Annotated in this window: 21 protein-coding genes; 12 read left to right on the top strand and 9 right to left on the bottom strand. The window is 34.4% G+C overall.

Features of this window, described 5'->3' with window-relative positions; genetic code table 11:
- Positions 1 to 61: 61 nt before the first annotated feature.
- The 3 genes from IEW40_RS12050 (at position 62) to IEW40_RS12040 (ending at position 5,379) form a co-directional block, all read left to right on the top strand.
- Entirely contained in the window at positions 62 to 3,547 is a 3,486-nt protein-coding gene (locus IEW40_RS12050; RefSeq protein ID WP_188618360.1) for an efflux RND transporter permease subunit, read from the top strand.
- A gap of 532 nt (positions 3,548 to 4,079) precedes the next feature.
- A complete protein-coding gene (locus IEW40_RS12045; RefSeq protein ID WP_188618359.1) occupies positions 4,080 to 4,868 on the top strand; it encodes a threonine/serine exporter family protein in 789 nt (262 codons plus the stop codon).
- A gap of 4 nt (positions 4,869 to 4,872) precedes the next feature.
- Entirely contained in the window at positions 4,873 to 5,379 is a 507-nt protein-coding gene (locus IEW40_RS12040) for a threonine/serine exporter family protein (protein WP_188618358.1), read from the top strand.
- Here the strand turns inward: IEW40_RS12040 and IEW40_RS12035 are convergent.
- From IEW40_RS12035 to IEW40_RS12005, 7 genes are all read right to left on the bottom strand, one after another.
- On the bottom strand, positions 5,376 to 6,071 hold the full coding sequence (locus tag IEW40_RS12035) for an ABC transporter ATP-binding protein (protein WP_188618357.1): 696 nt from the start codon (positions 6,069 to 6,071) through the stop codon (positions 5,376 to 5,378). The two genes, IEW40_RS12040 and IEW40_RS12035, sit on opposite strands and share 4 nt — an antisense overlap.
- Positions 6,072 to 6,216: 145 nt before the next feature.
- Entirely contained in the window at positions 6,217 to 6,456 is a 240-nt protein-coding gene (locus tag IEW40_RS12030) for a DUF8828 family protein (protein ID WP_188618356.1), read from the bottom strand.
- 110 nt (positions 6,457 to 6,566) lie between these two features.
- A complete protein-coding gene (locus IEW40_RS12025) occupies positions 6,567 to 7,457 on the bottom strand; it encodes a 3-hydroxybutyryl-CoA dehydrogenase (protein WP_188618355.1) in 891 nt (296 codons plus the stop codon).
- Positions 7,458 to 7,862 carry a hypothetical protein gene (locus tag IEW40_RS12020; protein WP_188618354.1) on the bottom strand — a complete coding sequence of 135 codons (405 nt, stop codon included), beginning with the start codon at positions 7,860 to 7,862 and terminating at the stop codon, positions 7,458 to 7,460.
- A gap of 31 nt (positions 7,863 to 7,893) precedes the next feature.
- Positions 7,894 to 8,805 carry a class A beta-lactamase, subclass A2 gene (bla, locus tag IEW40_RS12015; protein WP_188618353.1) on the bottom strand — a complete coding sequence of 304 codons (912 nt, stop codon included), beginning with the start codon at positions 8,803 to 8,805 and terminating at the stop codon, positions 7,894 to 7,896.
- Between the two features lie 77 nt (positions 8,806 to 8,882).
- Positions 8,883 to 10,607, bottom strand: a complete 1,725-nt coding sequence (locus IEW40_RS12010) for a cellulase family glycosylhydrolase (protein WP_188618352.1) — start codon at positions 10,605 to 10,607, stop codon at positions 8,883 to 8,885.
- 108 nt (positions 10,608 to 10,715) lie between these two features.
- A complete protein-coding gene (locus tag IEW40_RS12005) occupies positions 10,716 to 11,681 on the bottom strand; it encodes a Gfo/Idh/MocA family protein (protein WP_188618351.1) in 966 nt (321 codons plus the stop codon).
- 217 nt (positions 11,682 to 11,898) lie between these two features.
- Here IEW40_RS12005 and IEW40_RS12000 point away from each other — a divergent pair, with 217 nt between their 5' ends.
- Together IEW40_RS12000 and IEW40_RS11995 are read left to right on the top strand one after the other, a co-directional pair.
- A complete protein-coding gene (locus tag IEW40_RS12000; RefSeq protein WP_188618350.1) occupies positions 11,899 to 12,549 on the top strand; it encodes a protein-L-isoaspartate(D-aspartate) O-methyltransferase in 651 nt (216 codons plus the stop codon).
- Complete coding sequence (locus tag IEW40_RS11995) at positions 12,549 to 12,941, top strand: DUF1801 domain-containing protein (RefSeq protein WP_188618349.1); 393 nt, start codon at positions 12,549 to 12,551, stop codon at positions 12,939 to 12,941. Before IEW40_RS12000 ends, IEW40_RS11995 begins: the two co-directional genes overlap by 1 nt.
- 1 nt (position 12,942) lies before the next feature.
- Here the strand turns inward: IEW40_RS11995 and IEW40_RS11990 are convergent, their stop codons facing one another.
- Positions 12,943 to 13,680: a DUF2490 domain-containing protein gene (locus IEW40_RS11990; protein WP_188618348.1), complete on the bottom strand. Its 738-nt coding sequence runs from the start codon at positions 13,678 to 13,680 to the stop codon at positions 12,943 to 12,945.
- Between the two features lie 173 nt (positions 13,681 to 13,853).
- On the opposite strand from IEW40_RS11990, the gene hutU reads away from it, so the two are divergent.
- The 6 genes from hutU to IEW40_RS11960 all read left to right on the top strand — a co-directional run bounded on the left by hutU (position 13,854) and on the right by IEW40_RS11960 (position 22,010).
- Positions 13,854 to 15,839 carry a urocanate hydratase gene (gene hutU / locus IEW40_RS11985; RefSeq protein WP_188618347.1) on the top strand — a complete coding sequence of 662 codons (1,986 nt, stop codon included), beginning with the start codon at positions 13,854 to 13,856 and terminating at the stop codon, positions 15,837 to 15,839.
- Positions 15,840 to 15,995: 156 nt separating this feature from the next.
- Positions 15,996 to 16,613 (top strand): hypothetical protein, encoded by a 618-nt coding sequence (locus tag IEW40_RS11980; protein ID WP_188618346.1) that lies wholly within the window; start codon positions 15,996 to 15,998, stop codon positions 16,611 to 16,613.
- A gap of 500 nt (positions 16,614 to 17,113) precedes the next feature.
- Entirely contained in the window at positions 17,114 to 17,842 is a 729-nt protein-coding gene (locus tag IEW40_RS11975) for a nitroreductase family protein (RefSeq protein WP_188618345.1), read from the top strand.
- Between the two features lie 45 nt (positions 17,843 to 17,887).
- Complete coding sequence (locus IEW40_RS11970) at positions 17,888 to 18,313, top strand: SRPBCC domain-containing protein (RefSeq protein WP_188618344.1); 426 nt, start codon at positions 17,888 to 17,890, stop codon at positions 18,311 to 18,313.
- A 257-nt stretch (positions 18,314 to 18,570) separates the two neighbouring features.
- Positions 18,571 to 19,524 carry a fasciclin domain-containing protein gene (locus IEW40_RS11965; RefSeq protein WP_188618343.1) on the top strand — a complete coding sequence of 318 codons (954 nt, stop codon included), beginning with the start codon at positions 18,571 to 18,573 and terminating at the stop codon, positions 19,522 to 19,524.
- Positions 19,525 to 19,625: 101 nt separating this feature from the next.
- Entirely contained in the window at positions 19,626 to 22,010 is a 2,385-nt protein-coding gene (locus IEW40_RS11960) for a TonB-dependent receptor (RefSeq protein WP_188618342.1), read from the top strand.
- A 50-nt stretch (positions 22,011 to 22,060) separates the two neighbouring features.
- Here the strand turns inward: IEW40_RS11960 and IEW40_RS11955 are convergent, their stop codons facing one another.
- Entirely contained in the window at positions 22,061 to 23,581 is a 1,521-nt protein-coding gene (locus tag IEW40_RS11955) for a S41 family peptidase (protein WP_188618341.1), read from the bottom strand.
- Positions 23,582 to 23,796: 215 nt separating this feature from the next.
- On the opposite strand from IEW40_RS11955, the gene katG reads away from it, so the two are divergent.
- Positions 23,797 to 26,049, top strand: a complete 2,253-nt coding sequence (gene katG / locus IEW40_RS11950; protein WP_188618340.1) for a catalase/peroxidase HPI — start codon at positions 23,797 to 23,799, stop codon at positions 26,047 to 26,049.
- Positions 26,050 to 26,163 lie beyond the last annotated feature (114 nt).

The raw sequence follows: 26,163 nt of genomic DNA, 5'->3' as shown, positions 1-26,163 counted from the left end.
AGATACGAGTTCTGAGAAGCATCATAACTCGAACCTCTAATCTCGAAACACGAACAATAATATGAGTCATAACAATCATAAAAAAGAGTTTTTCTTCTCTAGCTGGGCAGTAGATAACCGTGTTACGGTCTATCTTTTGACCTTCATTATTGTGGTTTTAGGAATTGTAGCTTACTTTTCTATGCCCAGAGAAAGTTTCCCAGAAATTGTTGAAAACAAAGTATATATTTCTACCATCTATCCTGGTAACTCTGCTGAAGATGTAGAAAAACTAATCACCAAAAAACTAGAAGATAAATTCAAGAATGTTTCTGGTGTAGACAAAGTAGAATCTAATTCGTTTCAAGATTACTGTTTAATCATAGTAACTTTTGATGAAAAAGATGACATCAACCTTGCCAAACAAAAAATAAAAGACAAGGTAGATGAAGCCAAAGGAGATACAGACTGGCCTAATATGGACAGTGGTTCGCAAGTAGAACCTTCTGTTTTCGACCTTAATATTTCTGAAGAAGTACCCATTCTGAATGTAAACATCAAAGGTAATTATCCGAAGGAAACCCTTAAAAAATATGCAGAACAAATAGAGGATGATATGGAAGATATCTCTCAAATCAAAGATGCAGTTGTATTAGGGGTAGATGATAACGAGGTAGAAATTGCTTTGGATTTATATAAAATGAATGCGGCTCAGGTCAGCTTCGACCAAGTAATTTCTGCTGTGAAAAATGAAAACATTACTATTTCAGGCGGTAATCTTACGACTGATGGGTATAGAAACAATGTAAGAATAAAAGGGCAAGTTACCAATCCTAATGAAATAGAAAATTTTGTCATTAAACAAAATGTAAGAATAAAAGATGTAGCCAAAGTAAGCTTCAAAGAAAAGGAAAAAACCACCTACGCCAGAGAAATGGGACAAGATGTGGTGATGGTGAATCTGAAGAAAAGAGCAGGCTCTAATATGATAGATGCCATAGACCAAGCCAAAGTAAAACTAGAAAAAGCTAAGGAAACCTATCTTCCAAAAGATATAGAAATTACAGCCACCTCTGACCAATCTGTACAAGTAGAGCACCAAGTCAATGAATTGGCCAATCACATTATCATAGGGATTTTGTTGGTTATGGCGGTTTTAAGTTTCTCTATGGGGATGAAAAACTCACTTTTTGTAGGTACAGCTATTCCGCTTTCTATGCTCATTGCTTTTGCGGTATTGCATGCTTTTGGGATTACTCTGAATACCATGGTGCTTTTTGCAATGGTAATGGGACTTGGGATGTTGGTAGATGATGGTATTGTAGTGGTAGATAACGTCTATGCCAATATGGAAAAAGGATTGTCTAGAACAGAAGCTTCTAAGTTTGGTATTGGTGAAATAGCATTTCCGGTAATTACTTCTACGTTGACTACTTTGGCAGCATTTGCGCCAATGTTGCTTTGGCCAGGGATTATGGGAGCATTTATGAAATATTTTCCTATTACCATTTCGGTTACGCTTTCTGCTTCATTATTCGTAGCTATGATAATCAATGCTTCGATGACTGGAGGTAGTATGACCTTGGAAGACAAAAACTTAACCACAGAAACCAATAAAAAATTAACCATCATTTTTACGGTAGTGGGTATTTTAGGATTGGCTTTTGGACTTATTTTTAAGAACAAATCATTCTTTGCGCTTTCTACATTATCTGTTTTGGCGATTGCTGCCATTTGGTTGTACAAGAACTATTTCTTCCACAAAATTCAGCATTTCCAAACTACATTCTTCCCTAATCTTGAATTAAAATACCAAGATTTCTTAAGAAAATTATTAGATGGTAAACCAGTAAAAGCCTTACTAGGAGTTTTTGGATTGCTCATTGCTTCTTTCGTGATTATGGGAATTGCTTTTGGGACGAAATGGACTAAAGTGCTTTTCTTCCCAGATACTATGCCACAGCAGATGTATGTATATATGGATTTTCCACAAGGAACAGACATTGGTAAAACCAATCAAGCTACTAAGTTGATAGAAAAAGATATTCTAAAATATTTAGAAAAATACAAAGATTCTAAAACTGGTGAAAATTTCTTGATTGAAAGTATGATTACCCAAGTAGGAAAAGGAGCTATCAATCCTCAGGTAGATGCGGGTTCAGAAGCTGATACCCCTTATAAATCTAAAATAACCATTAGTTTTGTAGAATATGCAGAGCGAAGAGGTATTAACACCACAGATGTATTAGAAGATATAAGAAAGGTGGTTCCTCAGATTCCTGGGGCCTCTATTACAGTAGAAAAACAAGCAGATGGTCCGCCAGTAGGTTATCCTATTTCTATTGAATTAAAAGGTGATGATTATAATAAATTGCTGTCAGAATCTAGCAGACTAATCAGCTTTATTAATTCTAAAAACATCAAGGGTATAGAGAAATTACAAACAGATGTTAATAAAGACAGTCCAGAATTAATTATTGATATCGATAGAGAAACCGCAGGAAATCTTGGTGTTTCTACCGCCTATACTGGTCTTACGCTTAGAAGAGCCATGTTCGGACAAGACATCTCTACCTTTAAAGACCTAGATGAGGATTATCAAATTGCGGTAAGGTTACAAGAGGATCAACGCAGAAACCAAAGCGCACTCTTTAATCAACCGATAACTTTCCAAAATAATAGAGGAGAATTAATGCAAATCCCAATCTCTACTTTTGCTAGATTTAATCAAGAAAAAACTTTCAGTAAAATCAAGAGAAAAGATAATGTAAGAACCCTTATGGTGTATTCTAACATTACAAAAGATGCCAATGCCAATGAAATTGTACAAAAACTTCAAAAAGATATGAAAAATTATCAGCTTCCTGACGGAATTTCTTATAAATTTGCAGGGGAGCAAGAAGAACAAGGCAAAAATCAGAACTTTTTATTCTTGGCTCTATTTTTAGCCATGGCAATGGTGACGGGTATTATCGTATTTCAATTCAATTCGATGTCGAAAACCCTTATTATTATGACTACCATTTTATTGAGTTTCAGTGGAGTTTTCCTAGGATTAACGATATTTAAAATGGATTTCGTAATTTTGATGACCATGATGGGGATTATTTCCCTAGCTGGGGTAGTAGTGAAGAACGGAATTGTATTAATGGACTTCTTTGTACTGCGTTTAGATGAGAAAATTGCTGAAAAAGGAGTGGAAACTCATGATGATTTATCTATAGAAGAAGTAGAAGAAGTCATTATAGAATCTGGTAAATCCAGACTGAGACCGGTTTTATTGACCGCAACTACAGCAGTTTTAGGGTTAATACCATTGGCAGTAGGTCTTAATTTTGATATATGGAGCTTCCTTACTACGCTTAATCCACACTTCTCTTTGGGTGGTGATAACGTAGCATTTTGGGGGCCACTAGCTTGGACGATCATTTTTGGTCTGACTTTTGCTACCTTTTTAACCTTACTTATAGTACCCGTAATGTTCTACTTAGTAAGTAAGTTGAAAATAAAAAGAAGAGCAAAAAAGCTAGAAAAAATCAGAATGAAAGAGGAGTTGAGTAGTTTATAACTGCTTGATTACCCATTTCATAGTTTTGTTTTAATAGTTTATTTTGAAATTCTCACTCTTTCATTAGAGTGAGGATTTTTTTTGCAAATTATATTGAAAAATTGATAAAGGATATTAATATTTTGTACGAATTATTTATCAATAATGAAATACGTAATTTGTATTATTGTTGAAAATCAATTCTTGTTGTAATTTTGAAAAACAAAACACAAAATAATGATAGCAAGTACTGATTCTAGTTGTATAGAATCATTTCTTTTTAAAAAAAAGATTCTACCTTTTTATGGATATTTCATCCATCACGCTATTTATATTGCTTTTTCTTGGCTGAGTTTTTTTATATATTTCATTTGTGTTTATGGCCGTCAATTAGGGTGATATGAAGGATGTAAAATTCATATATATGATTAGTAATTGAGTCAACTTTAATTGGCGGCGTTTCTCTAATTCTGCATTTATGACATATAATAGGTTTTATTCGTAGATTTAGTTTTTGGTATTTTGTAAATTTGCACACACAAATAAAAAAATAATGGAGATTGATGCAAGAGAAAAACCACAGATTGAAAAATACAATGAGTTGCTTTTAGACATAGGTTCTACCTTGATGATTTCTGGTGCCAATTGTGGTAGAATAGACAGAAATATCAAACGTATTGCAGATGTATTAGGATTAGACATAGAGTCTTTTTTTTCATTTAATGGCATTATCTTAACCACTAAAATGAAAGATAATCCCTCCGAGAAAGCTACCCATTACAAAAGACTTCCTTCTCACGGAGTTCATTTTGGGATACTTACAGAGACCAGTTTGCTTTCTTGGCGTGCGGTGAGTGATGGACTCAGCTACGATGAAATTTACCAAGAATTTGAAAATATAAAAAAAATAAAACATCATAATAGGTATCAGACCCTTATTTTGGTGGCGCTAGCTTGTGCCTCACTCTGTCTTTTGGCTGGTGGCGACATTATAGATGCTAGTTTCGCATTGGTAGGTTCTTTTTTAGGATTATTTACCAGACAAGAATTAATAAAGAAGAAGTTTAATCTTATGATTGCTATTATTTTAGCATCATTAGTAACTTGTGTAGTATGTTCTGTAAATGTTTTTTTTAACATAGGAGCCATGCCCGAAAAAGGATTGGCTACTGCTGTTTTATATCTTATTCCGGGGGTTCCTTTGGTCAATGGGGTTACAGATTTTATTGAAGGATATGTAACTACAGGCCTTGCTAGAGGTTTTCATGCCGGGTTTATATTGCTTTGTATAGCAGTTGGAATGGCGATTAGTATTTTAATTTTCGGTATTGATAATTTTTAAAATTATGGAATTATTACTTCACTTTTTAAAAGATTTTTTCTTTGCTTTTTTTGTAGCAATAGGTTTTGCTAGTTTATTTAATACACCCAAAAAAGTATTGCTCATTGCTGGATTGTTGGGGAGTTTGGGGCATTCACTCAAGTTTTTATTGCATGATGGTTTAGGCTTCGGGCTTATTACCGCTACCTTATGTGGTACTGTGCTAATTGGTCTTCTAGGAATTGTTTTAGCACATAGAGTACATACCCCACCTGTAGTTTTTACCATGCCTGCTTGTATCACCATGATTCCCGGATTGTTCGCTTATAAAACCATGTTGGGATTTATCAAACTAACAGACGAAAGTGGCCTGTCTAGGTCTCCTCAAGATTTAGAAAATACTTTTCACTATTTAGTGCTCACGGCTTCACTTCTTTTTACATTGGCGATAGGAATTTCTATTGGGGTACTCCTTTTCAGACAGGATAGTGTGAAAATGCTGAAATTTGCAAGTAGAAAAAATAAAGCTTAAGCGGTATAATTAGAGAAAGCTTCTTCTAGATTTTTAAATTTCCCTTTGAAGTTTACAATGTCGGTATCTTGTACTACTTTTCCTTGATGAATCAAGATAACACGGGTACAGAGTGCCTCTACCTCTTGCATAATATGAGTAGAGAGAATTACTGTTTTTTCTTTTCCAATCTCTTTAATTACATTTCTAATTTCTATGATTTGATTAGGGTCTAGTCCATTAGTTGGCTCATCTAGAATGAGTAAATTTGGCGAGTGTATTATCGCTTGTGCTAATCCTACTCTCTGTTTATATCCTTTAGAAAGTTGAGAAATTTTTTTAGATTTTTCGGGGCTTATGCCTACCAAATCGATGATTTCATCTACTTTTTCATGCGGTACTTGGTGAATATTGGCTACGAATTGCAAATACTCTTTCACGTACATTTCTTGGTAGAGCGGATTGTTTTCAGGTAAAAATCCCATGCTTTTCTTTGCAGAAATTTCATCTTCTGTGATGTCTTTTCCGTCATAGATAATTTGTCCTTCCTCTATTTTTAGAGCACCTACTACAGATTTCATCAGGGTAGATTTACCAGCTCCATTAGGACCAAGTAGCCCTATGATTTCGTTTTTATTAATCTGAATATTGACGTTGTTTAAAGCAGTTTGTTCACCGAATTTCTTCGTGAGGTTGATGATTTCTAAAGACATAGAGTTTTTGAATTACAATTTTCGATTTACGTTATAATCTCAACGCAAAAATAGAGATATTATTTAAAAAATCTCTATTTAAAAACTGTTTATCAGAATAAATTAGAAATAAAAAAATCCTGAGAAATTTCTCAGGACTTATTATTTATTCATCTTCTTCGTCATCGTACTTAGCTAATTCTTCATCGCACCATTTGAAAGCTTCTTCTACTACTTTCGTAGCTTCGTTAGCTATGGTTTCTTCATCATCACCATCTAAGTCATCTAGCCATTCTACTTCTTCTTCTTCTACGTTTAAGATAAACCTAGGATATTCTGTGTGTACTACAAACAAATCTTCTGGAAACTCAGAATTGTCTGCCATCAAAAATTTTGGGAGTTTCATATTTTTAAGTTTTAAATAATTTCTCTTTACAAATTTAGTAAAATAAAATTATCAAAAGTTAATTTTAATAAGATAACTTTAAATTAATCAATTAAATTTAAGAAACTCACTTATTTCATAAACATTTTGGCTACTTTTTCAGCCTTTTTAGATTCTGAATAATCATAAAACCCTTCACCTGATTTCACGCCTAATTTACCAGCGGTTACCATATTTACCAACAATGGATTTGGGGCGTATTTTGGGTTTTTGAAACCATCATACATTACATTGAGGATTGCAAGACAAACGTCTAATCCTATAAAATCTGCCAATTGCAATGGCCCCATCGGATGAGCCATTCCCAATTTCATTACCGTGTCTATTTCCTCTACACCTGCTACACCGTTGTAAAGTGTTTCAATCGCTTCGTTTATCATTGGCATCAGAATTCTATTCGCTACAAAACCAGGATAATCGTTCACTTCTACCGGAACTTTCCCTAAAATTTTAGACATTTCAAAAATGGCATCAAACGTTTCTTTTAAAGTAGAATAACCTTTGATGATTTCTACCAATTTCATTATTGGAACAGGATTCATAAAATGCATTCCAATTACTTTTTCTGGGCGTTTCGTAGCTGCAGCAATCTTGGTGATAGAAATCGATGAAGTATTGGTTGCTAAAATGCAATTTGCGGGAGCCAATTCATCCATTTGTTTGAAGATTTTCAACTTCAATTCTTGGTTTTCTGTGGCGGCTTCTACAATAAGTTCTGCATTTCCGCAAGCATCAGAAAGTTGCGTGAAAGTTGAAATATTTCCTAAAGTTTCGGCTTTTTGTTCTTCGGTAAGGTTTCCTTTGGCAATAATTCTGTCTAGATTTTTAGAAATGGTAGAAATACCTTTTTGTAAAGCTTCTTCGGAAACATCTACCAAATTGACTTTAAAACCAGTCTGTGCAAAAGTATGGGCAATTCCGTTTCCCATAGTTCCAGCTCCTATTACTACGATGTTTTTCATTTATATAATTACTTTTAAATTTTTACTTTTTGATGAAGATATGCTATCAGCTTTTTTTCTGATTTTGTCAAAATAATTGTATCCAAATTTTCCTTTAATTAAAATATTCATCATTTGTTCATAACAAAATTTATTTTCTTCAATTTGATTTTTTTTATCAACTAGGTCTGAGATAGGATAGCTAGTTTTGAAAATAACTTTGATATTATTATCTTTCAAAATTTCACTAAATTCTTCATTAGAACTTTTATCATCCGTTAAAAATTGATATTCATAATAGAGATATTTACCTTTTTTGAAATCAGATTTGGCGATTTCTCTTACATCTTGACAGTTTAAATGTTCTTTTTTCTTGCAAGTTAGGAGTAGAACTAAAAATGGTATTATTTTTATTAAGTTTTTCATTTTTTAATTATTAATAATTTTAATTTCAAACTTACTTCAAATTAAAAAAGAACCCATTTTTCGGATTACTCAGCTCATCATAAACCGCTTTAGAAATATCAGAAATCATTTTACAGTTCACCTCAAAAGTTTCCATTGAATCACTCACAAAAACTGAAATAGCGTAATGTTTTCCGTTGGGCAATGTAATGATGGCAATATCATTCTCAGCACCAGTTAGTCCGTCTTTGTTTTTACCAGAAGAACCTGTTTTGTGAGCTATTTTGACATTTTTTGGCAATTGTTCTATCAATTTATTTGTGCCTGTAGAAGTAGAGTAGAGCACACCCATTAGAAATTGAGTTGATTTTTTAGATAAATATTTACCTTGATAGAAATCTTTTAAAATTTTAGAAGAAGACCTCATGGTCAGATAATTTTCGTATTGGTTTTTCCAAGCGCTTTGCATGGTTTCTTCGTTATAGACAATTCTGAAATTTTTAGCGCCTTTAGAATCCATATATTTTTGTACCACCTGTGTTCCTCCAATCAATCTCAACAAAACATCACAACCCACATTATCGCTCTGCGCAACAGTATATTGAATTAATTCAGAAATAGGCATTTCGAAATTTCCTTCAGGATTTTTTTCTCGAATTGGGCTCCAAGTATTGGGCAATAATTCCGATTTTTTGATGAAAACTTTCTGGTCTAGACTCAGTTTTCCTTTGTCCACCAAATTCAAAACCGCCATTGCAATGTGAAATTTAAAAACACTTTGCATGGGTAATTTTTTATCAGCATTGGCATTATTATAACTTAATGGAAAATCAATTCCCAAGACCGAAACACCTACAGTAGCATTTTTTCCTTTGGTGATTTCACTAATTTGAGCGTCAAGATGGTATTTTTGACTCAATAGAAGTGCTGGAATGAGCAGTAATATTATTTTTAAAAATTTCATAATCAGGTATTTAAAATAAAACCCCATAAGTAAAAACCTATGAGGTTTGGATAAATCCAAATATATGAAAAACAACTTTATTTTATTTCAAAATATTCTAAATTAACACCGCCATCTTCAAAAATAATTCTGATTTTATTTTCTCCTTTTTTCAGTTTTATATTTTTTGCAATGGCAGTTTGCCATTTGGTATAACTTCCAGTAGTTGGCAAACTCACACTTCCTAGTTCTTCGCCAGAATCGGTAACTAATTTTAGTTTAGAAGTTTTATTAGGATTGGCGTATTTTAAGGTTACAGTATAGTTTTTTGCAATTTTATTATTCACCGTAAATTGCAACCATTCTCCAGCTTCGGTTTTACCAACATAGTATTGATTGTTGTCTTTGTAGATATCTACGCCATCATTTCTCAATTGATTGCCTTCATTCCATTCAGACCTTTTATTAGGGTCACTTACCCAAAGATTTTGAAAATCTTGATCAGAGTAGGCTTCGTTTATTTTTCCTAAATCATATTCGTAAGCGTAGATTTTACCAGGAAGTTGATGTTTTTTGAATGGTTTTGTCGTATTATTATTGATTTGTCTGAACATGGCATCTATAACATCTTTTTTTACTTCTACATTTTGTAATTTGTAGTGGTCAGCAATTTTCATTAATGCTTTTTTAGAAAAATCATAAGAGGGTTTTTCTCCTCCTTTTGTCCAATAATCAAGTAATTTTTGATATTCTGGAGTAATTTTCACGTTGGTAACTCCCGCAATATTGTCGATTTTTTTCATCGGCCAAAATGCCCAACCTATATTATTTTTGTCTAAAAGTTCTATGATTTCGGTGAACCAAACGTTTGAGTTTTCGCCAGTTTCGCCCAACCAAACAGGTACGTTGTATTGTTTTCTGAGATCTAAAATTTGTTGTATAGCACCTTGATTATTGTAAGTCCAATATTTATGAAAACTCAAGACCATGTTATCATCCCAAAGAGGGAACATTCCGTTGTAGTTATTTCCCCAACCATTTCCTTCGATGATGACCATGTGTTTTTGGTCAACTTCTCGTATCGCCTTAGTAATTTCAATAGATAATTTTCTTAAAGGTGCATTAGAAGTTTCGTCTGTACCATTTGGGTTTTTGCCGGTAAATGCCCAGTTGGGTTCGTTAATGATGTCATAGCCACCAATCCAAGGTTCATTTTTATATCTTTCTGCTAATTTTTTCCAAAGAGCTACCGTTTTTTTCTGATTTTCTTCGCTTTCCCAAACGGATGGTTTACTAGGGTCATAATCAGAAATATTGGCATCTTTTCCTTGTCCGCCAGGTACCGCATGTAAATCTAAAATAAGGTACATTTTATTAGCAGCACACCATTTTAGCAAATCATCAGTCATTTTAAAACCTTCATCTAACCAAGTGTTCTCTCCTTTTACAGGTTCTTTTTCTATAGGTAAGGTGTAAAGATTATAATGCATTGGCAATCTGATAGAATTGAATCCCCATTTTGCTAAGGAATCGATATCAGCTTTTGTAATTCCGTTTTTGTGGTACGCTTTGTAAAATTCGTTTTTACCCTCTTCGCCTATCAATTCAGCAATTTTTTCTTTGATTTTATACTGTGGACCTGCAAAATCAGCAGTCTTTAGCATATAACCTTCTTGTAGCATCCAGCCTCCTAAACCAAGACCTTTCAAAGCTACATTTTCTCCTTTTTCATTGACGATTTTTTGTCCTTCAGCTTTTAAAAAACCTTGCGAAAATACAAGTTGAGTGCATAGAAGCAGTGAAGAAATAGCGAATTTTTTCATTGTTGAAATTTTTGTAAAGATATAAAATATTTCATTGTCTCAAAATGAGATTATGAAAAAATATGAAAAGATTTAGCTATTATGTTTAAAAGGTCGATGAATAGGCTTTTATTTAGAAATCAATTTCATGATTTCCAACGCCACTTTCAGGGCTTCGGTACCGTCTTCCAAAGAAACTTCTACATTTTTATTTTCTGTAATAGCATCTGCAAAGGAATTCAACTCATCCAAAATAGCATTGTTTGGTTGTATAGTAGGATATTCAAAAATAATTTGATTTTTTTCGCCATCAGCATTTTCAATAATCATATCAAAATCGGTAGGGTGTTCTGGCGCTTCTTTCATTCTGATTACTTCTGCTTTTTTCTCTAAAAAATCTACAGAAATATAAGCGTCTTGTTGGAAAAATCTAGATTTTCTCATGGCTTTCATCGAAATTCTAGAAGTGGTCAAATTCGCAACACATCCATTTTCAAACTCAATTCTAGCGTTGCAAATGTCTGGTGTTTTAGAAACCACACAAACTCCACTTGCATGGATGTTACTTACTTTAGATTTTACAATGGAAAGCAAAATATCTAAGTCGTGAATCATTAAATCCAAAACCACAGAAACATCTGTTCCTCTAGGATTAAATTCTGCCAAACGATGAATTTCTATAAACATCGGATTGTTAATGTAATCTTTAGCGCCAATAAATGCAGGATTGTATCTTTCTACGTGTCCTACTTGTGCTTTTATACCATTTTCTCTACATTTATAAAGAATTTCTTCCGCTTGTTGAAGGGTTTGCGTCACAGGTTTTTCTATGAAAAAATGAAGCCCTTTTTCTATCGCTTTCATGGCATAATCATAGTGATAAATGGTAGGCGTTACAATGTCCAGCATCTCTATTTGCTCTAACATTTCGTCAAAATTTTCAAAATATCGATAACCGAACTCGGCTTCTAGTTTTTTTCCGTTTTCTACATCTTTATCATGAAAACCTACCAATTCGTATTTATCTGATTGATTTAGAAGTCTTAAGTGAATTTTCCCAAGGTGGCCAGCACCTACCAAACCTGCTTTTAACATAGAAATTTTTGTTTTTGTAAATTTACTTCTTTAGCGCAAAGGCGCAAAATTAATTTTAAAAATATTACGCTTTTAAGACGCAAGGTTTTGCGAACAAAGTTCACAAAAATTAAAATGTGTCAAATTTGAAAATCTTTGATTTTTTTGCGCCATAAAAACATCTTCAATAATAAAAAATTTCATTGCGCCTTTGCGTTTAAAATGCTATTTTTGTGAAATGCACGATTCATTTGTTCACAAAGGAAAAAGAAAAATTCTCGTAGAATATCTTCGAGAAAAAGTAGGGATTTCAGACGAAAACGTTTTGAAAGCCATCAACCAAGTTCCGCGTCATCTTTTTTTAGAAAGTGTTTTCGAAGATTTTGCGTATGAAGACCGTGCTTTCCCAATTTTGGCGAAGCAAACCATTTCTCATCCTTCTACAGTTGCCGAACAAACCGAACTTTTGGAAGTGAATGAAAAAGAAAAAATTCTAGAAATTGGCACAGGAAGCGGTTATCAAACTGCAGTCTTAGTAGCGATGAATGCTTGGGTTTATACTGTAGAACGCCAAAAAGAGTTGCACGATTTTGCTCAAAAAAAATTGCGTGAACTGCATCTTCGTCCGAAATTTCAAAGTTTTGGAGATGGTTTTGCAGGGTTGCCTACTTTTGCTCCTTTTGATAAAATTTTGGTGACTTGTGGAGCAGAAATTCTTCCGACCGAATTGTTGAAACAACTGAAAATTGGCGGTAAAATGGTAATCCCGATGGGGAAAACAGACCAACAAATTCTCTACAGATTTACGAAAATTTCTGAAACTGAATTTGAGAAAGAAGAATTTGGGGCGTATAAATTTGTGCCAATGTTGAATAACACCAATAAATAATGAACCCAGAAATTCAAAAATATAATCTAGAGCTTTCAGAAGAAGATGCTAAAATTGCTAATGAATTGTCAAAAATCATCAATGAAAATCTTCCTGAAGCAGAAAATAAGATTTGGCATGCTCATCCTGTTTGGTTTTTAGAAGGAAATCCGATTGTTGGTTACAGCAAGCAAAAAGCAGGAGTAAGATTAATGTTTTGGAGCGGTAAAACTTTTGAAGAAGAAAAACTCAATATTTTACGTGGAAAGTTTCAAGATGCTTCTATTTTTTATAATTCTGTGGAAGAAATCAACGAAAATGACTTGAAAATCTGGCTTCAAAAGTCCCGAGAAATTCAGTGGGATTATAAAAATATCGTGAAAAGAAAAGGTGAACTTCTTCGCCTAAAATAAATTATTTGTCTCTTATAAGCTCATCTGTTCCTTTTTTTGACTTAAAATTATGATTAATCCAAAGTGTTAGTCCATGGTAATGCTTGTAGGTATTGGCAGCACTTTGCGGCACAAATCGGTACATATAACCCAACTGAAAAGTCATATTATCGTAGGTTTTCCCTAGAAGCAAACTTGCTCTAAATTGGTCTAGGTTATTCTTGGTGATTTCTTTACCGAAATTCACCAAAATCTCATTATTCAAAGACAAAAATGTAGATTGGCTATTGAATGGTTTTCCGTCTAAAGTTTTTCTGATGTTGAACATATATCGCAAACGGTGGTTGAAACCATATTCACCATCTACCACTTCTCCATTTGCAATTTTTTCTCTAAATCTGGCATCATATCTTACTCTTTGTTGGGTTTGCCAACCTTCCCCAAGATTAGAGGTAAACATAATTTGTGCCCAAGGTCTTTGTTCGTTTCTGCTAAGTTTTTCAGAATTGGTAGTTGATAAATAGCCCCAAGCATAACCACCCGTTATGGCGACTTGTTTGCTGAGGTGATAGGTAATTCCGTGTCTTGCGATAAAAAAATTATCAGATGCCCAATGAAAGTCATTCCAAAGTGAAAAATCTTTGTTGAGTTTTACGGAGGTCATGTACCCCAACCAAACTTGTCCTTCGTTTTGATTGATTTTTTCTTGTGAAAATAGAGACAAACTAAAGAATAGTGCCCAAAAATACATTTTTTTCATCTTCATTATTTTGAAGTTGCAAAGTTATGATTATTTATTCTATTGCAGAAAATGAGACTTGTCATCTACATTATAAATACAACAACTGTATGAGAGGTTTTTTTCTATTGTGAAATTTTGACAAATTCAATATCTTTCAACTCTCAATTTTTGAACTTTCAATTTAAGTAAAAATGACTTTCCAAGAACAAATCCAGCAAGGAATTCCTACAGAATTACCTCAACCAAAACCATACGAATCCCAAATTAATCATGCGCCAAAACGCAAAGAAATTCTGAACGAAGAAGAGAAAAAATTGGCTTTGAAGAATGCCTTACGTTATTTCGAACCAAAATTTCATGCAGAATTGTTACCTGAATTTAGGGAAGAATTAGAGAAATATGGCAGAATTTATATGTATCGTTTTCGTCCAGATTACGAAATGTTTGCAAGACCAATTTCAGAATATCCAGGAAAATCTTTGCAAGCAAAAGCAATCATGTTAATGATTCAAAATAATTTGAGTTATGCAGTGGCGCAACATCCTCACGAACTGATAACTTATGGTGGAAATGGAGCTGTTTTTCAAAATTGGGCGCAATATTTATTGACGATGAAATATTTGTCTGAAATGACAGACGAACAAACTTTGGTGATGTATTCTGGGCATCCAATGGGACTTTTTCCGAGTCACAAAGACGCACCAAGAGTGGTAGTAACGAACGGAATGGTAATTCCTAATTATTCAAAACCCGATGATTGGGAAAAATTCAACGCTCTAGGCGTTTCGCAATACGGACAAATGACGGCAGGAAGTTATATGTACATTGGCCCACAAGGAATTGTACACGGAACAACAATTACAGTTCTCAATGCTTTCAGAAAAATTAAAAAATTGCCAAAAGGTGGTCTGTTCGTAACTTCTGGTTTAGGTGGAATGTCTGGAGCGCAACCAAAAGCAGGAAATATTGCTGGTTGCATCACGGTTTGTGCAGAAGTAAATCCTAAAATTACCAAAATTCGTCACGAACAAAAATGGGTAGATGAAATTCATGAAAACCTTGATGAATTGGTTTCCAGAGTGCGAAAAGCGCAAGAAAATGAGGAAGCCGTTTCTTTGGCTTACCTCGGAAATGTGGTAGAAGTTTGGGAAAAATTTGACCAAGAAAATCTAAAAATCGATATTGGTTCCGACCAAACTTCGCTTCACAATCCTTGGGCGGGAGGTTATTATCCTGTCGGAATTTCGTTTGAAGATTCTAATACTTTGATGGCCGAAAATCCTGAATTATTTAAACAAAAAGTTCAAGAAACGTTAAGAAGACACGCTGCTGCCATCAATAAACATACAGCAAAAGGAACCTATTTCTTCGATTACGGAAATGCTTTTCTCCTCGAATGTTCTAGAGCAGGAGCTGATGTTTTGGCTGAAAATCCTACCTTGGGAAGAGAGTTTAAATATCCTAGTTATGTTCAAGATATTATGGGCCCCATGTGTTTTGATTATGGTTTTGGACCGTTTCGATGGGTTTGTGCATCAGGAAAACCTGAAGATTTACAAAAAACCGATGATATAGCTTGTGAAGTTTTAGAAGAATTGATGAAAAATTCTCCTTCTGAGATTCAACAGCAAATGCAAGACAATATTACTTGGATTCGTGGTGCGCAAGAAAATAATTTGGTAGTCGGTTCACAAGCCAGAATTTTGTACGCCGATGCAGAAGGAAGGATGAAAATTGCTGAAAAATTCAATCAAGCCATCAAAAATGGAGAAATAGGACCTGTAGTTTTAGGTAGAGACCATCACGATGTTTCGGGAACAGATTCGCCTTATCGTGAAACTTCTAATATTTATGACGGAAGCAGATTTACAGCAGATATGGCCATTCACAATGTAATTGGGGATAGTTTCCGAGGGGCAACTTGGGTTTCTATTCACAATGGTGGCGGTGTTGGTTGGGGCGAAGTGATTAACGGCGGTTTCGGAATGTTACTTGATGGAACTGAAGATGCAGACAGAAGACTAAAATCCATGCTTTTTTGGGACGTAAACAATGGAATTTCCCGCAGAAGTTGGGCAAGAAATGAAGGTGCAATTTTTGCGATAAAACGGGCGATGGAAGCAGAACCGAATTTAATGGTTACTCTGCCGAATTTTGTGGATGAGAGTCTGTTTTAATCCTTGGAATGAATTCCAAGGTATAGATAATGCTTCGTCGCTCTGCGACTCGTTGTAGAGAGTTCCATAGGAACGAACGATTTTATAGGATTGGAATTTATTCTAATCAAAAAAATAAATTTTGTAAATGAAGGTTTGTTTTAAGAAGAGTATGTAATGTGGCCAAAAAAAAAGTATTTTTTGATAGTTAATTTGTATAACCTTTTAATTGGGGCTTTACTTTTATCTATTATATATTTATTGATTTTAAAGTTTCAAAATGGAATTTCTACATTATGGATTTGTGGGGTTTTAGGTATTTTTACTACACTTTTATTTTTAAACAACAGCAGAATTTTAAATTATTTTCATAGTAAGATTCGATTTAAAAACTTAATTTCTGAGATTGAATTTATGCTTAAAAAGCAGAAACCTTATATGTTTAATAAATCTGTTTTTGATGAAATTAAAGAAATTAGCATTGATGATTTCGTAAAAAATGAGGATTTGAAAATTGAATATGTAGGGAAATTTTTTGGACAAAAATTAAGTACATTGAGATTTAGTATAGATTCTGTTTATGTTAATAAATTGGAATATTCTATTTCCAAAATTACAAATTGGGGATTAATTTTTAACCCAAGAGATAAGAGGAGTTCAATTGTTAAACTATATTTTGGCTCAGAAGATAAATATTCGGAATTTATGTTATCTGATTTTAATATTAGTGAAACAGAATTTTTTGTTTTGTTATTGTTTTGTAAAATAAAAAGTGATTTTCTAAAAGATAAATAATCTTTTTATAGATTTTTTCGTTTCGTAGGAACGAAAGGTTTGTAGGAAAAGATAACCGATAAAAAAAGAGTTCCGTAGGAACGAAAGAAATGAATATTCATAATCAATTTACCTTTAACCATTTTATTGTTTTTTCAATCATTTTTCTGGTTGCAAATCTTTTGATTTTTAAATTCAGAAAAAGAGATTGGAGAGAATTGTTCAATTGGAAATTGATTTTATTGGCTTTAGCTTTTACCTTTTTGGGATTATTTTATTCTGAAATTTCACATTCAAAAGATTGGATTGTAAAAACTTATGGTTTTCCCAAATTTTTTTATTTAGAAAAAAGACCTTTTGGAGGACCATTTTGTATTGAGATTTTCATTCAAGAATTTAAATATCTTAATTTTATTCAAGATTTCATGTTATTTTACTTGTCCTTAAATTTGATTAAAACAATATTTAAATAATCTTTAAAGTAAAACTCCCACTCATTCGTCTTTAGAAAAAATAAACCTATGAATTTACAAGAAGTTTTAGAATTTCGTCGTTCGGTTCGTGTGTATGATGAAGCGCAAAAAATAGATACACAAGTTGTAAAAAAATGTTTGGAGCTTTCTACTTTAGCACCAAGTTCGTCTAATATGCAACTCTATGAATTTTACCATATTACCCATCCCGAAACACTGAAAAAGCTTTCTGTAGCGTGTTTCGACCAAACGGCGGCATCTACGGCGCAAGAAATGGTGGTTTTTGTGGTGAGACAAGATTTGTACAAAAAACGTTCTCAAGCTGTTCTCCAATTTGAAAAAGAAAATATTCGCAGAAATAGCCCTGCTGAAAGACAAGAAAAACGCATCAAAGACCGTGAACTCTATTACGGAAAAATAATGCCGTTTTTGTACGCTCGTTTTTTTGGAGTTTTAGGTTTTTTTAGAAAATTGATAGCTGTTCCTGTCGGTTTTTTTAGGCCGATGATGTTGCAAGTTTCTGAGAGCGACGCTAGAGTAGTAGCACACAAAAGTTGTGGTTTAGCTGCACAAACCTTTATGATTGCGATGGCGAATGAAGAATATGACACTTGCCCGATGGAAGGTTTCGACAGCAAAAGAGTGAAAAACATCTTGAATTTACCCAGTGGTGCAGAAATCAACATGATAATCTCTTGTGGCAAAAGAAAAGGTAACGAAGGAATCTGGGGAGAGCGATATAGAGTTCCTTTTGAGGAGGTTTATAAGAGAATTTAAGTTCTATTTATTTTTATTAAATTTCGGAAACATAAAATTAATAAAATGAAAAAACTACAATTCACCATCGAAATTTATACAACCAAAGAAAAAGTTTGGGATGCACTTTGGGAAGACCAAAATTACAGAAACTGGACTTCCGTTTTTCACGAAGGTTCTCATTACGAATCTGATTTGCATGAAGGAAGCGAAATTCTTTTTCTAGGTCCAGAAAAAAGTGGGATGTATGCTAAAATAGAAAAATTAGTTCCCAACGAAAAAATGCATTTTCTGCATCTTGGCGAATATAAAGATGGCGAAAAACAAGAAGGAAGCTTTGGTGAAGATGCAATAGAACAATACGATTTGGTAGAAAAAGAGGGGAAAATTGAACTCACTGTTACAATGAATGTTCCCGAAGATTATATCCCGTATTTTGCTGAAGCTTTCCCAAAAGCTTTAGAAAAAGTAAAAGAATTGGCAGAAAAATAAAATTCAACTCCTCATTATTTGAGGATTTTTTTATAATTATTTTTTTTAAAAATAAAAATAAGATCAGTTTTGATATTTAATAAGGAAAGAATTAGTGTGACCATATTTTAAACTTAATAAGAAAATTTACATTCATAATGAGACTGTTTTAGTCTCATTATTTTTATCTATAAATTATATAGTAATATATTATACTAATTGTTGTGATATTGGTTAATTAACTTACTAGATTTGGACAACCAAAAAAATTAAAAATTATGAAAAATTTGTTTCTAAATCTAGTGATGGTTTTCTCATCTATGTTTTTATTCATTTCATGTGATGATAATGATGATGATACAATGGTAATGCCTAAAACCGTATACGAACAAGTAGCTGCTGATTCGGATCTTACCTCTCTGAAAGCTGCTATAGACAAAGCAGGATTGTCTACAGTTTTAAGCAACAATGGTGCTTTTACCGTTTTTGCCCCATCTAATGATGCATTTACAAAATTCTTAAAAGACAGTGGATTTGCCAATTTAGACGCTGTTCCTACTGCAGTATTAAAAGAAGTTCTCTTGAACCATGTTTTATCTACCAAAGTGATGGCAGCACAAGTTTCTACAGGTTATGTTTCTACTTTAGCCAAAGGAGCTGCTTCTTCTACCAGAAATCTTAGCATGTATATTGATGCAACTTCAGGTGTCAAAATCAACGGTGTTTCTACGGTAACCCAAACAGATATAGGGGCTACTAACGGTGTAATTCATAAAGTGAATGCTGTTATCGGCTTGCCTACCATTGTTACTCATGCTGCTGCTAATCCTAATTTTTCTACTTTAGTTGCTGCTCTTACCAGAAGTGATATGCCTAATTTTGTAGGAATTTTAAGTGGCACTGCCAGTTCACCATTTACTGTTTTTGCTCCTACCAATAATGCATTCGGAGCGCTTTTAACAGAGCTTAAGTTAGCCAACTTAGCTGCTATTCCTACAGCTACCCTAGAAAATACTTTGAAATATCACGTTGTAGCTGGGGCTAATGTAGCTTCTTCAGACTTGCCTGCTAGTTTACAGGTTACTACTTTCCAAGGGGGTAAATTTACCATTACCACTACTGGCGGAGCCAAAATTACCGATGCCAACTCTAGAGTAGCCAATATTGTTGCTACAGATGTACAGTGTGCCAACGGAATAATCCATGTCTTAGACAAAGTCATATTACCTTAAAAGTTTATTGTTAGTTTATTCAAAGGCGTTTATTTTTTGAACGCCTTTTTTTCTTTCATATTAAGGATTACATTTATACATTTGCAAAAAGTGAAAAAAGAATGAAAAAATTACTCAGTTACTTGTTTTTATTGGTTTCTACGTTGGTGTTGGCACAAGTAGGTTCTGTAACCATCAATGTGTTTGATGACTTTTCTAAAAAGCCAATTGCTGCAACCATTAAAATTCAAAACATAGAGCAAACTTATACCGGAAATGGAAGCGTCTCAGTGACAGATTTAATGTCCGGAAATTACAATTTCGAAATTTCTTCTGAGGGCTATGACGTGGGTTTTCTTAATGATATTAATGTGGTTCCGAACCAGAATCTTACCTTCTCCATCGGGTTAAATAAGTCTGCTAAGCAAATTCAAGAAGTCACCATTTCTAAAAAATTATACAAAACAACGGCTGAAAGTCCAGTTTCACTAAGAAATATCACCGCCGAAGAAGTGCAAAAAAATGCAGGTTCTAACCGTGATGTTTCTAAAGCCATTCTCAGTTTTCCAGGTGTAGGGAGTACTGCAACTTTTAGAAATGACCTTTTTATAAGAGGTGGTAGCTCTGCCGAAAACAAATTTTATATCGATGGTATCGAAATTCCTGTCATCAATCACTTCCAAACGCAAGGTGCAAGTGGTGGCCCTAGAGGGATTATCACCGTAGATTTTATCAAAGATGTAGATTTTTATAGTGGTGCGTTTCCTGCCAGAAGAAATGGTGTATTGTCTTCGCTTTTTGAATTTAATCTAAAACAAGCCCGTAAAGACAAAATTGGGTATAAAGCGATTATTGGTTTAGACGATTTACAATTGATGGCAGATGGTCCGCTAAGCAAAGACCAATCATGGAGTGGACTTTTCAGTGTGAGAAAATCTAATTTACAATTGCTCTTCAAAGGACTGGGCTTACCTTTTTTACCGAGCTACTATGATGCTAATTTTAAAGTTTCTAAAAAATATAAATCTGGAGACGAATTGTATTTCATCGGTTTAGGAGCTATTGATGATTTTAAATTCAATACAGATGCCGAAAAAACACTTTACAACCTTACGCTCATCGATAGACTGCCAAAGAATTCTCAATGGAATTATACCTTTGGTGCGGGCTATAGGCATTTGGTAGAAAACGGAAACTGGTTGTTTACCCTCAGTCGAAATATGCTAGACAACAAAGCGATTAAATATTACAGAAATATAGAAACCCCCGCCAATTTATTAGCTGATTATGACTCTAAAGAAGCGGAAAATAAAATTAGAATTGATAGAAATCTTAGCTTTGGAGAATATCAATTGAGTGCAGGTGCCAATATCAATTTTGCAAAATATTACAACAGGTCTATTGTAAAACAAGTGAATCAAGGAGCGATTGATTTTGATAATTACCTATCCGAAATCAATTTTATGCAATACGGTTTATACCTACAATCTGCCAAAAAATATTTCGATGACCTTCTTCAGGTTTCTTTAGGAGCTAGAATAGATGCCAGCAATTATTCAGACAGAACCAACAATCCTCTAGAGCAATTTTCACCAAGAATTTCTTTAAGACTGAAATTAAATGACGCTTTTGCATTGAATATGAACAGTGGTATTTATTACCAACTGCCACCTTATACTTCATTAGGATTTCAGGTAAATGATGTTTTGGTGAATAAAAACACATTGAAATACATCAGAAATTCTCAGATTGTGGGTGGAATAGAATTTAACGGAAAAGATAATCTTAGAATTACCGCAGAAGCCTACTATAAGAGATATTCTAATTATCCGTTCTCACTTAGAAATCAAATTTCTTTAGCCAATTTAGGCGGAGATTTCGGTGTCGTAGGTGCAGAACCAGTAGATTCTAGAGGGAAAGGAAAAACTTACGGACTTGAGTTTTTGGTACAGAAGAGAACCATCAATAATTTCTACGGAATTGCAGCTTATACTTTTGGATATTCTAAATTTTCTGATGTCAATAATGTATTTTCTCCTTCCAGCTGGGATTCTAGACACATTCTTACCCTTACTGCAGGTAAATATTTCAAGAGAAATTGGAACCTTAGTGCTAGATTTAGAATGCAATCTGGTCTGCCAGAAACTCCGTATGATCTGAACAGAAGTGCTTTGGTGGATATTTGGAACGTAGCAAATGGCCCCGTTCAAGATTATACATTACTTAATACGCTCAGAGGAAACACCGCTCATCAGTTAGACATAAGAACAGAAAAAAAATGGATTTTTAAAAAATGGCAGTTAACAGCTTATATGGATGTGGTAAATGTCTATGGCTCTAAAAACCCTTCCGCGTTGCCAGTGGTGAATCTGCAAAGGGATGCCAATGATAACGGAATTATTGCCAATCTTTCTGACCCGCAAAACCAACAGTATTATCTATTAGATATAGGTACTGCAGATAGAAACATTCCGCTTCCTTATTTCGGATTTATCTTTGAGTTTTAACAAAATACAAACCTTCAAGGGCTCTTAATCCTTGAAGGTTTTTTGATGGATTATTTTTTAGTGCTAATATCTTTCAAAACCCAATCCAACTGTACATCTTTTTTCCTTAAAATTTCATCTAAAGTAGGGATGATTTCTACATTGGGAGTTACGCCTTTCATGGTGTTGGTCATTTCGATATTCGGTTGAATCAAGAAGAGCCCAATCGGAAGTTTCATTTTAGAATTGGGGAGTTTTTGTGTAGAATAAATTCCAGCTACGGTTCCATCATTTGCACCACCAGTTTCTTCGCCTACCAAAGTGGCCAATCCATCCGCTTTAAATTTTGCAGAAATGATAGAAGATGCCGAAAAACTACTTCCGTTAATCAATACATAAGTCTTTCCATAGAAAGCATCGGCTTTTGGTTTTTTAGAGGGAAATAAATCCATAAGATAATATTTTCCGTCTTTTTTCTTAGTGCCAATCACCGAAACCAACATGTAGATAGGATAAGAAATGACTCCCAAAGGTTTAGTAACCGTGGGGAAGTTTTTTAGATAGTCCGTAGTCAAAATAGAAGTTCGGCTGCTGACTTCTATATCTTTTATAAACTTGAATTTTTCTTTGGCAAAGTAACTGTACAGATTATTAATTTCTACCAATGAGCCACCCAAATTATCTCTAATGTCTATGATAAGGGTTTCTGTTCCTGCTTTTTTTAAAAGAGCAAAGCTGTTCTTATAAAACTTTTTAGAGTAAGTCCCAGAAAATGTCTTAATTTTCATGTAAGCAATACTGCTGTCTTTATCCAAAAATTGTAAATCTCTATTGTAGCTTTTGGTAACAGGATTATAGCCTTTGGTCTTCTTTTCTTCGGTGAGTTTTTGGTCTTGTTTTTCCTTTTTCTTTTCGGTCTTTGTTTTGGTTTCTCTTTTCAGAACAATGGTTTTCAGACTGTCTTTGTGCTGGGCCTCTACCTTTACACTATCCAAAATCCCATATTCTAAGCTGAAAAAAGTATTGAACCTTCTAGCCAATGAATATTTGTGATAAGTCGTATTATAACCATCACTGGTCACTAGTGGTCTGTATTTTTCTAATATTTGGGTTACAGGTATATCGTTTATCTTCAAAATTTCGGTGCCTACTTTTAGATTTCCTATTTTTTCGGCATTGTCTTTTATGTAAAGGCGGTGGTCTTCTATCACATAATTCAATCTTCCCAGAGTTCCTTTTTGGTTTTTAAGCCTTTTGGTTTCTTTCTTGGTCAATTTCTTTTCTAGAGGAACCAGTCTTAGGTGGCCTTCTTTTACATCCGCAATCACAGGAGCAAGTTTCAAGAAAAATTCACTGGGTTTTAGAGGTTGGTTAATGGTTTTCTTCAAACTATCGAATTTATAATCCAGTTTTTCTTTAGAGACATACCAATACAATTTTGGATGTAGTTTTTGTAGCTTTTCATAAGCAAAATCTACATCTTTTTTTAATTGTTGTGGTGTAATTGGTGTTTCTAGTTTCTTGTTGTGTTGTTCTACAGAAACACAAGACCAAAGGATAAGAGAAATAATTAGGAATAATGTTTTTTTCATAGTGTCTTTCATCATCCAAAAATAGCAAAAATATGCTTTGTTTTCATTGAAGGATTCTTTCAAAATAGAATAGATTAATAGATTTCTTAAATTAAGATAAAATTATCAATATATGTTATCTATAACGAGTATCAATTTTTTAAGTCTAAATTTTTAATGTCAAATGATTTGTTATCATAACTTTGAAATCATTAATAACAACTAAACAAACTTTTATGAGTACATCAGAACAAGGAAAATGCCCTTTTCCACATCACAGTGAGTATAATGATTCTCACAATGCAGGTGGTTTTTCGAACACTCAAAGTTCAGGAAAATGCCCTGTAATGCATGGTGCTAACACAGGAACAGACCAATCGGTTATGAGTTGGTGGCCAAAAGCCTTGAATTTGGATATCCTTCACCAGCACGATAAGAAATCCAATCCTTTAGGTGAAGAATTCAATTATGCCGAAGAATTCAAAAAACTAGACTTAGAAGCCGTAAAATCAGATTTAAAAAATCTAATGACCGATTCTCAAGACTGGTGGCCTGCAGATTGGGGGCACTATGGTGGTTTAATGATTAGAATGGCTTGGCATGCAGCCGGTACTTACAGAGTAGCAGACGGAAGAGGTGGAGCTAATACCGGAAACCAACGTTTTGCACCGCTCAATTCTTGGCCAGATAATGGTAATCTAGACAAAGCCAGACGTTTGCTCTGGCCAATTAAGAAAAAATACGGAAATAAACTCTCTTGGGCAGATTTAATGATTCTCGCGGGCAATATGGCGTATGAATCTATGGGCTTCAAAACCTTCGGTTTTGCTGGCGGTAGAGAAGATATCTGGCATCCAGAAAAAGATATTTATTGGGGCAGCGAAAAAGAATGGCTGGCGAAATCTGGCAGCGAAGGCAGTAGATACTCAGGCGAAAGAGATTTAGAAAATCCTTTGGCAGCCGTAATGATGGGATTAATTTATGTAAATCCTGAAGGTGTAGATGGCAACCCAGACCCACTGAAAACTGCAAGAGATATGAGGGTAACCTTCAAAAGAATGGCCATGAATGACGAAGAAACCGTGGCGCTTACTGCGGGTGGTCATACCGTAGGAAAAGCCCACGGAAACGGAGATGCTTCTACACTGGGTGCAGACCCTGAAGGGGCTGGGATAGAAAACCAAGGTTTTGGATGGATCAACCCTAAAGGTGGTGCCGGAAATACCGTAACTTCTGGGGTAGAAGGAGCGTGGACAACCAACCCTACAAGATTTGACAATGAATATTTCGATTTGTTGTTCAAATACGATTGGCAGCTTACCAAAAGCCCTGCTGGTGCATGGCAATACGAACCTGTAAATATTGCTGAAGAAGACAAACCTATAGACGCTCACAACCCTAATGTTCGCAGAAATCCGATGATGACCGATGCTGACATGGCACTGAAAGTAGACCCAGAATATAGAAAAATAGCTGAAAAATTCCATCAAGACCCTGCTTATTTCCAAGAGGTTTTTGCAAGAGCTTGGTTTAAACTGACCCACAGAGATTTAGGACCGAAATCTAGATATCTTGGCGCAGATGTTCCGTCTGAAGATTTAATATGGCAAGACCCAATTCCTACTGTAGATTATACACTTTCTGAGGCGGAAATAGAAGATTTAAAAACTAAAATTTTAAACTCGGGATTAACCAGAACAGAACTCATCAATACCGCTTGGGATTCTGCAAGAACCTTCCGTGGCTCTGATTTCAGAGGAGGAGCCAATGGCGCTAGAATAAGACTAGAACCAATGAAAAATTGGGAAGGAAACGAACCTGAAAGATTGAAAAAAGTGCTAGACGTTTTAGAAATGATTCAATCTAATTTAGATAAAAAAGTAAGCATCGCAGATTTAATCGTTCTAGGGGGTAGTGCAGCAGTAGAACAAGCAGCAAAAGAGGCTGGCTTCGAGGTGAAAGTTCCTTTTACACCTGGTAGAGGAGATGCTACCCAAGAACAAACCGATGTAGAATCTTTCGCGGAACTAGAACCGCTACACGATGCCTATAGAAATTGGCAGAAAAAAGATTATATAGTATCACCAGAAGAAATGATGCTCGATAGAACCCAATTGATGGGACTTACCGCTCCAGAAATGACCGTTCTTATAGGGGGAATGAGGGTGTTAGGGACCAATTATGGTGGTACTCAACACGGCGTTTTCACCGATAAAGTAGGTGTTTTAACCAATGACTTCTTTGTGAATCTTACCGATATGAGCTACCAATGGAAGCCTGCAGGAGAAAACCTGTATCATATCGTAGATAGAAAATCAGGAGCTACCAAATGGACTGCCACTAGAGTAGATTTGGTTTTCGGGTCTAATTCTATTCTCAGAGCTTATGCCGAGGTGTATGCGCAAGATGACAACAAAGAAAAAATGGTGAAAGATTTCGTACGTGCTTGGACGAAAGTCATGAACGCAGACCGTTTTGATGTAAAATAGTTTTCTCTCTAATATTTTTTCGGTATCCTTCAAGGTTTTTTAAACTTTGAAGGATTTTTTTTTCAATTAAATTGTAACAATTTATTTACTTTTATACTAACTCAGTAGAAACAA

Origin of the sequence: Cloacibacterium rupense (assembly GCF_014645495.1) — a bacterium.
In the GTDB taxonomy this organism is placed as follows: Bacteria; Bacteroidota; Bacteroidia; order Flavobacteriales; family Weeksellaceae; genus Cloacibacterium; species Cloacibacterium rupense.
Note: the sequence above shows the minus strand (reverse complement) of the source record. Positions and strands in the feature narration are given on the sequence as shown.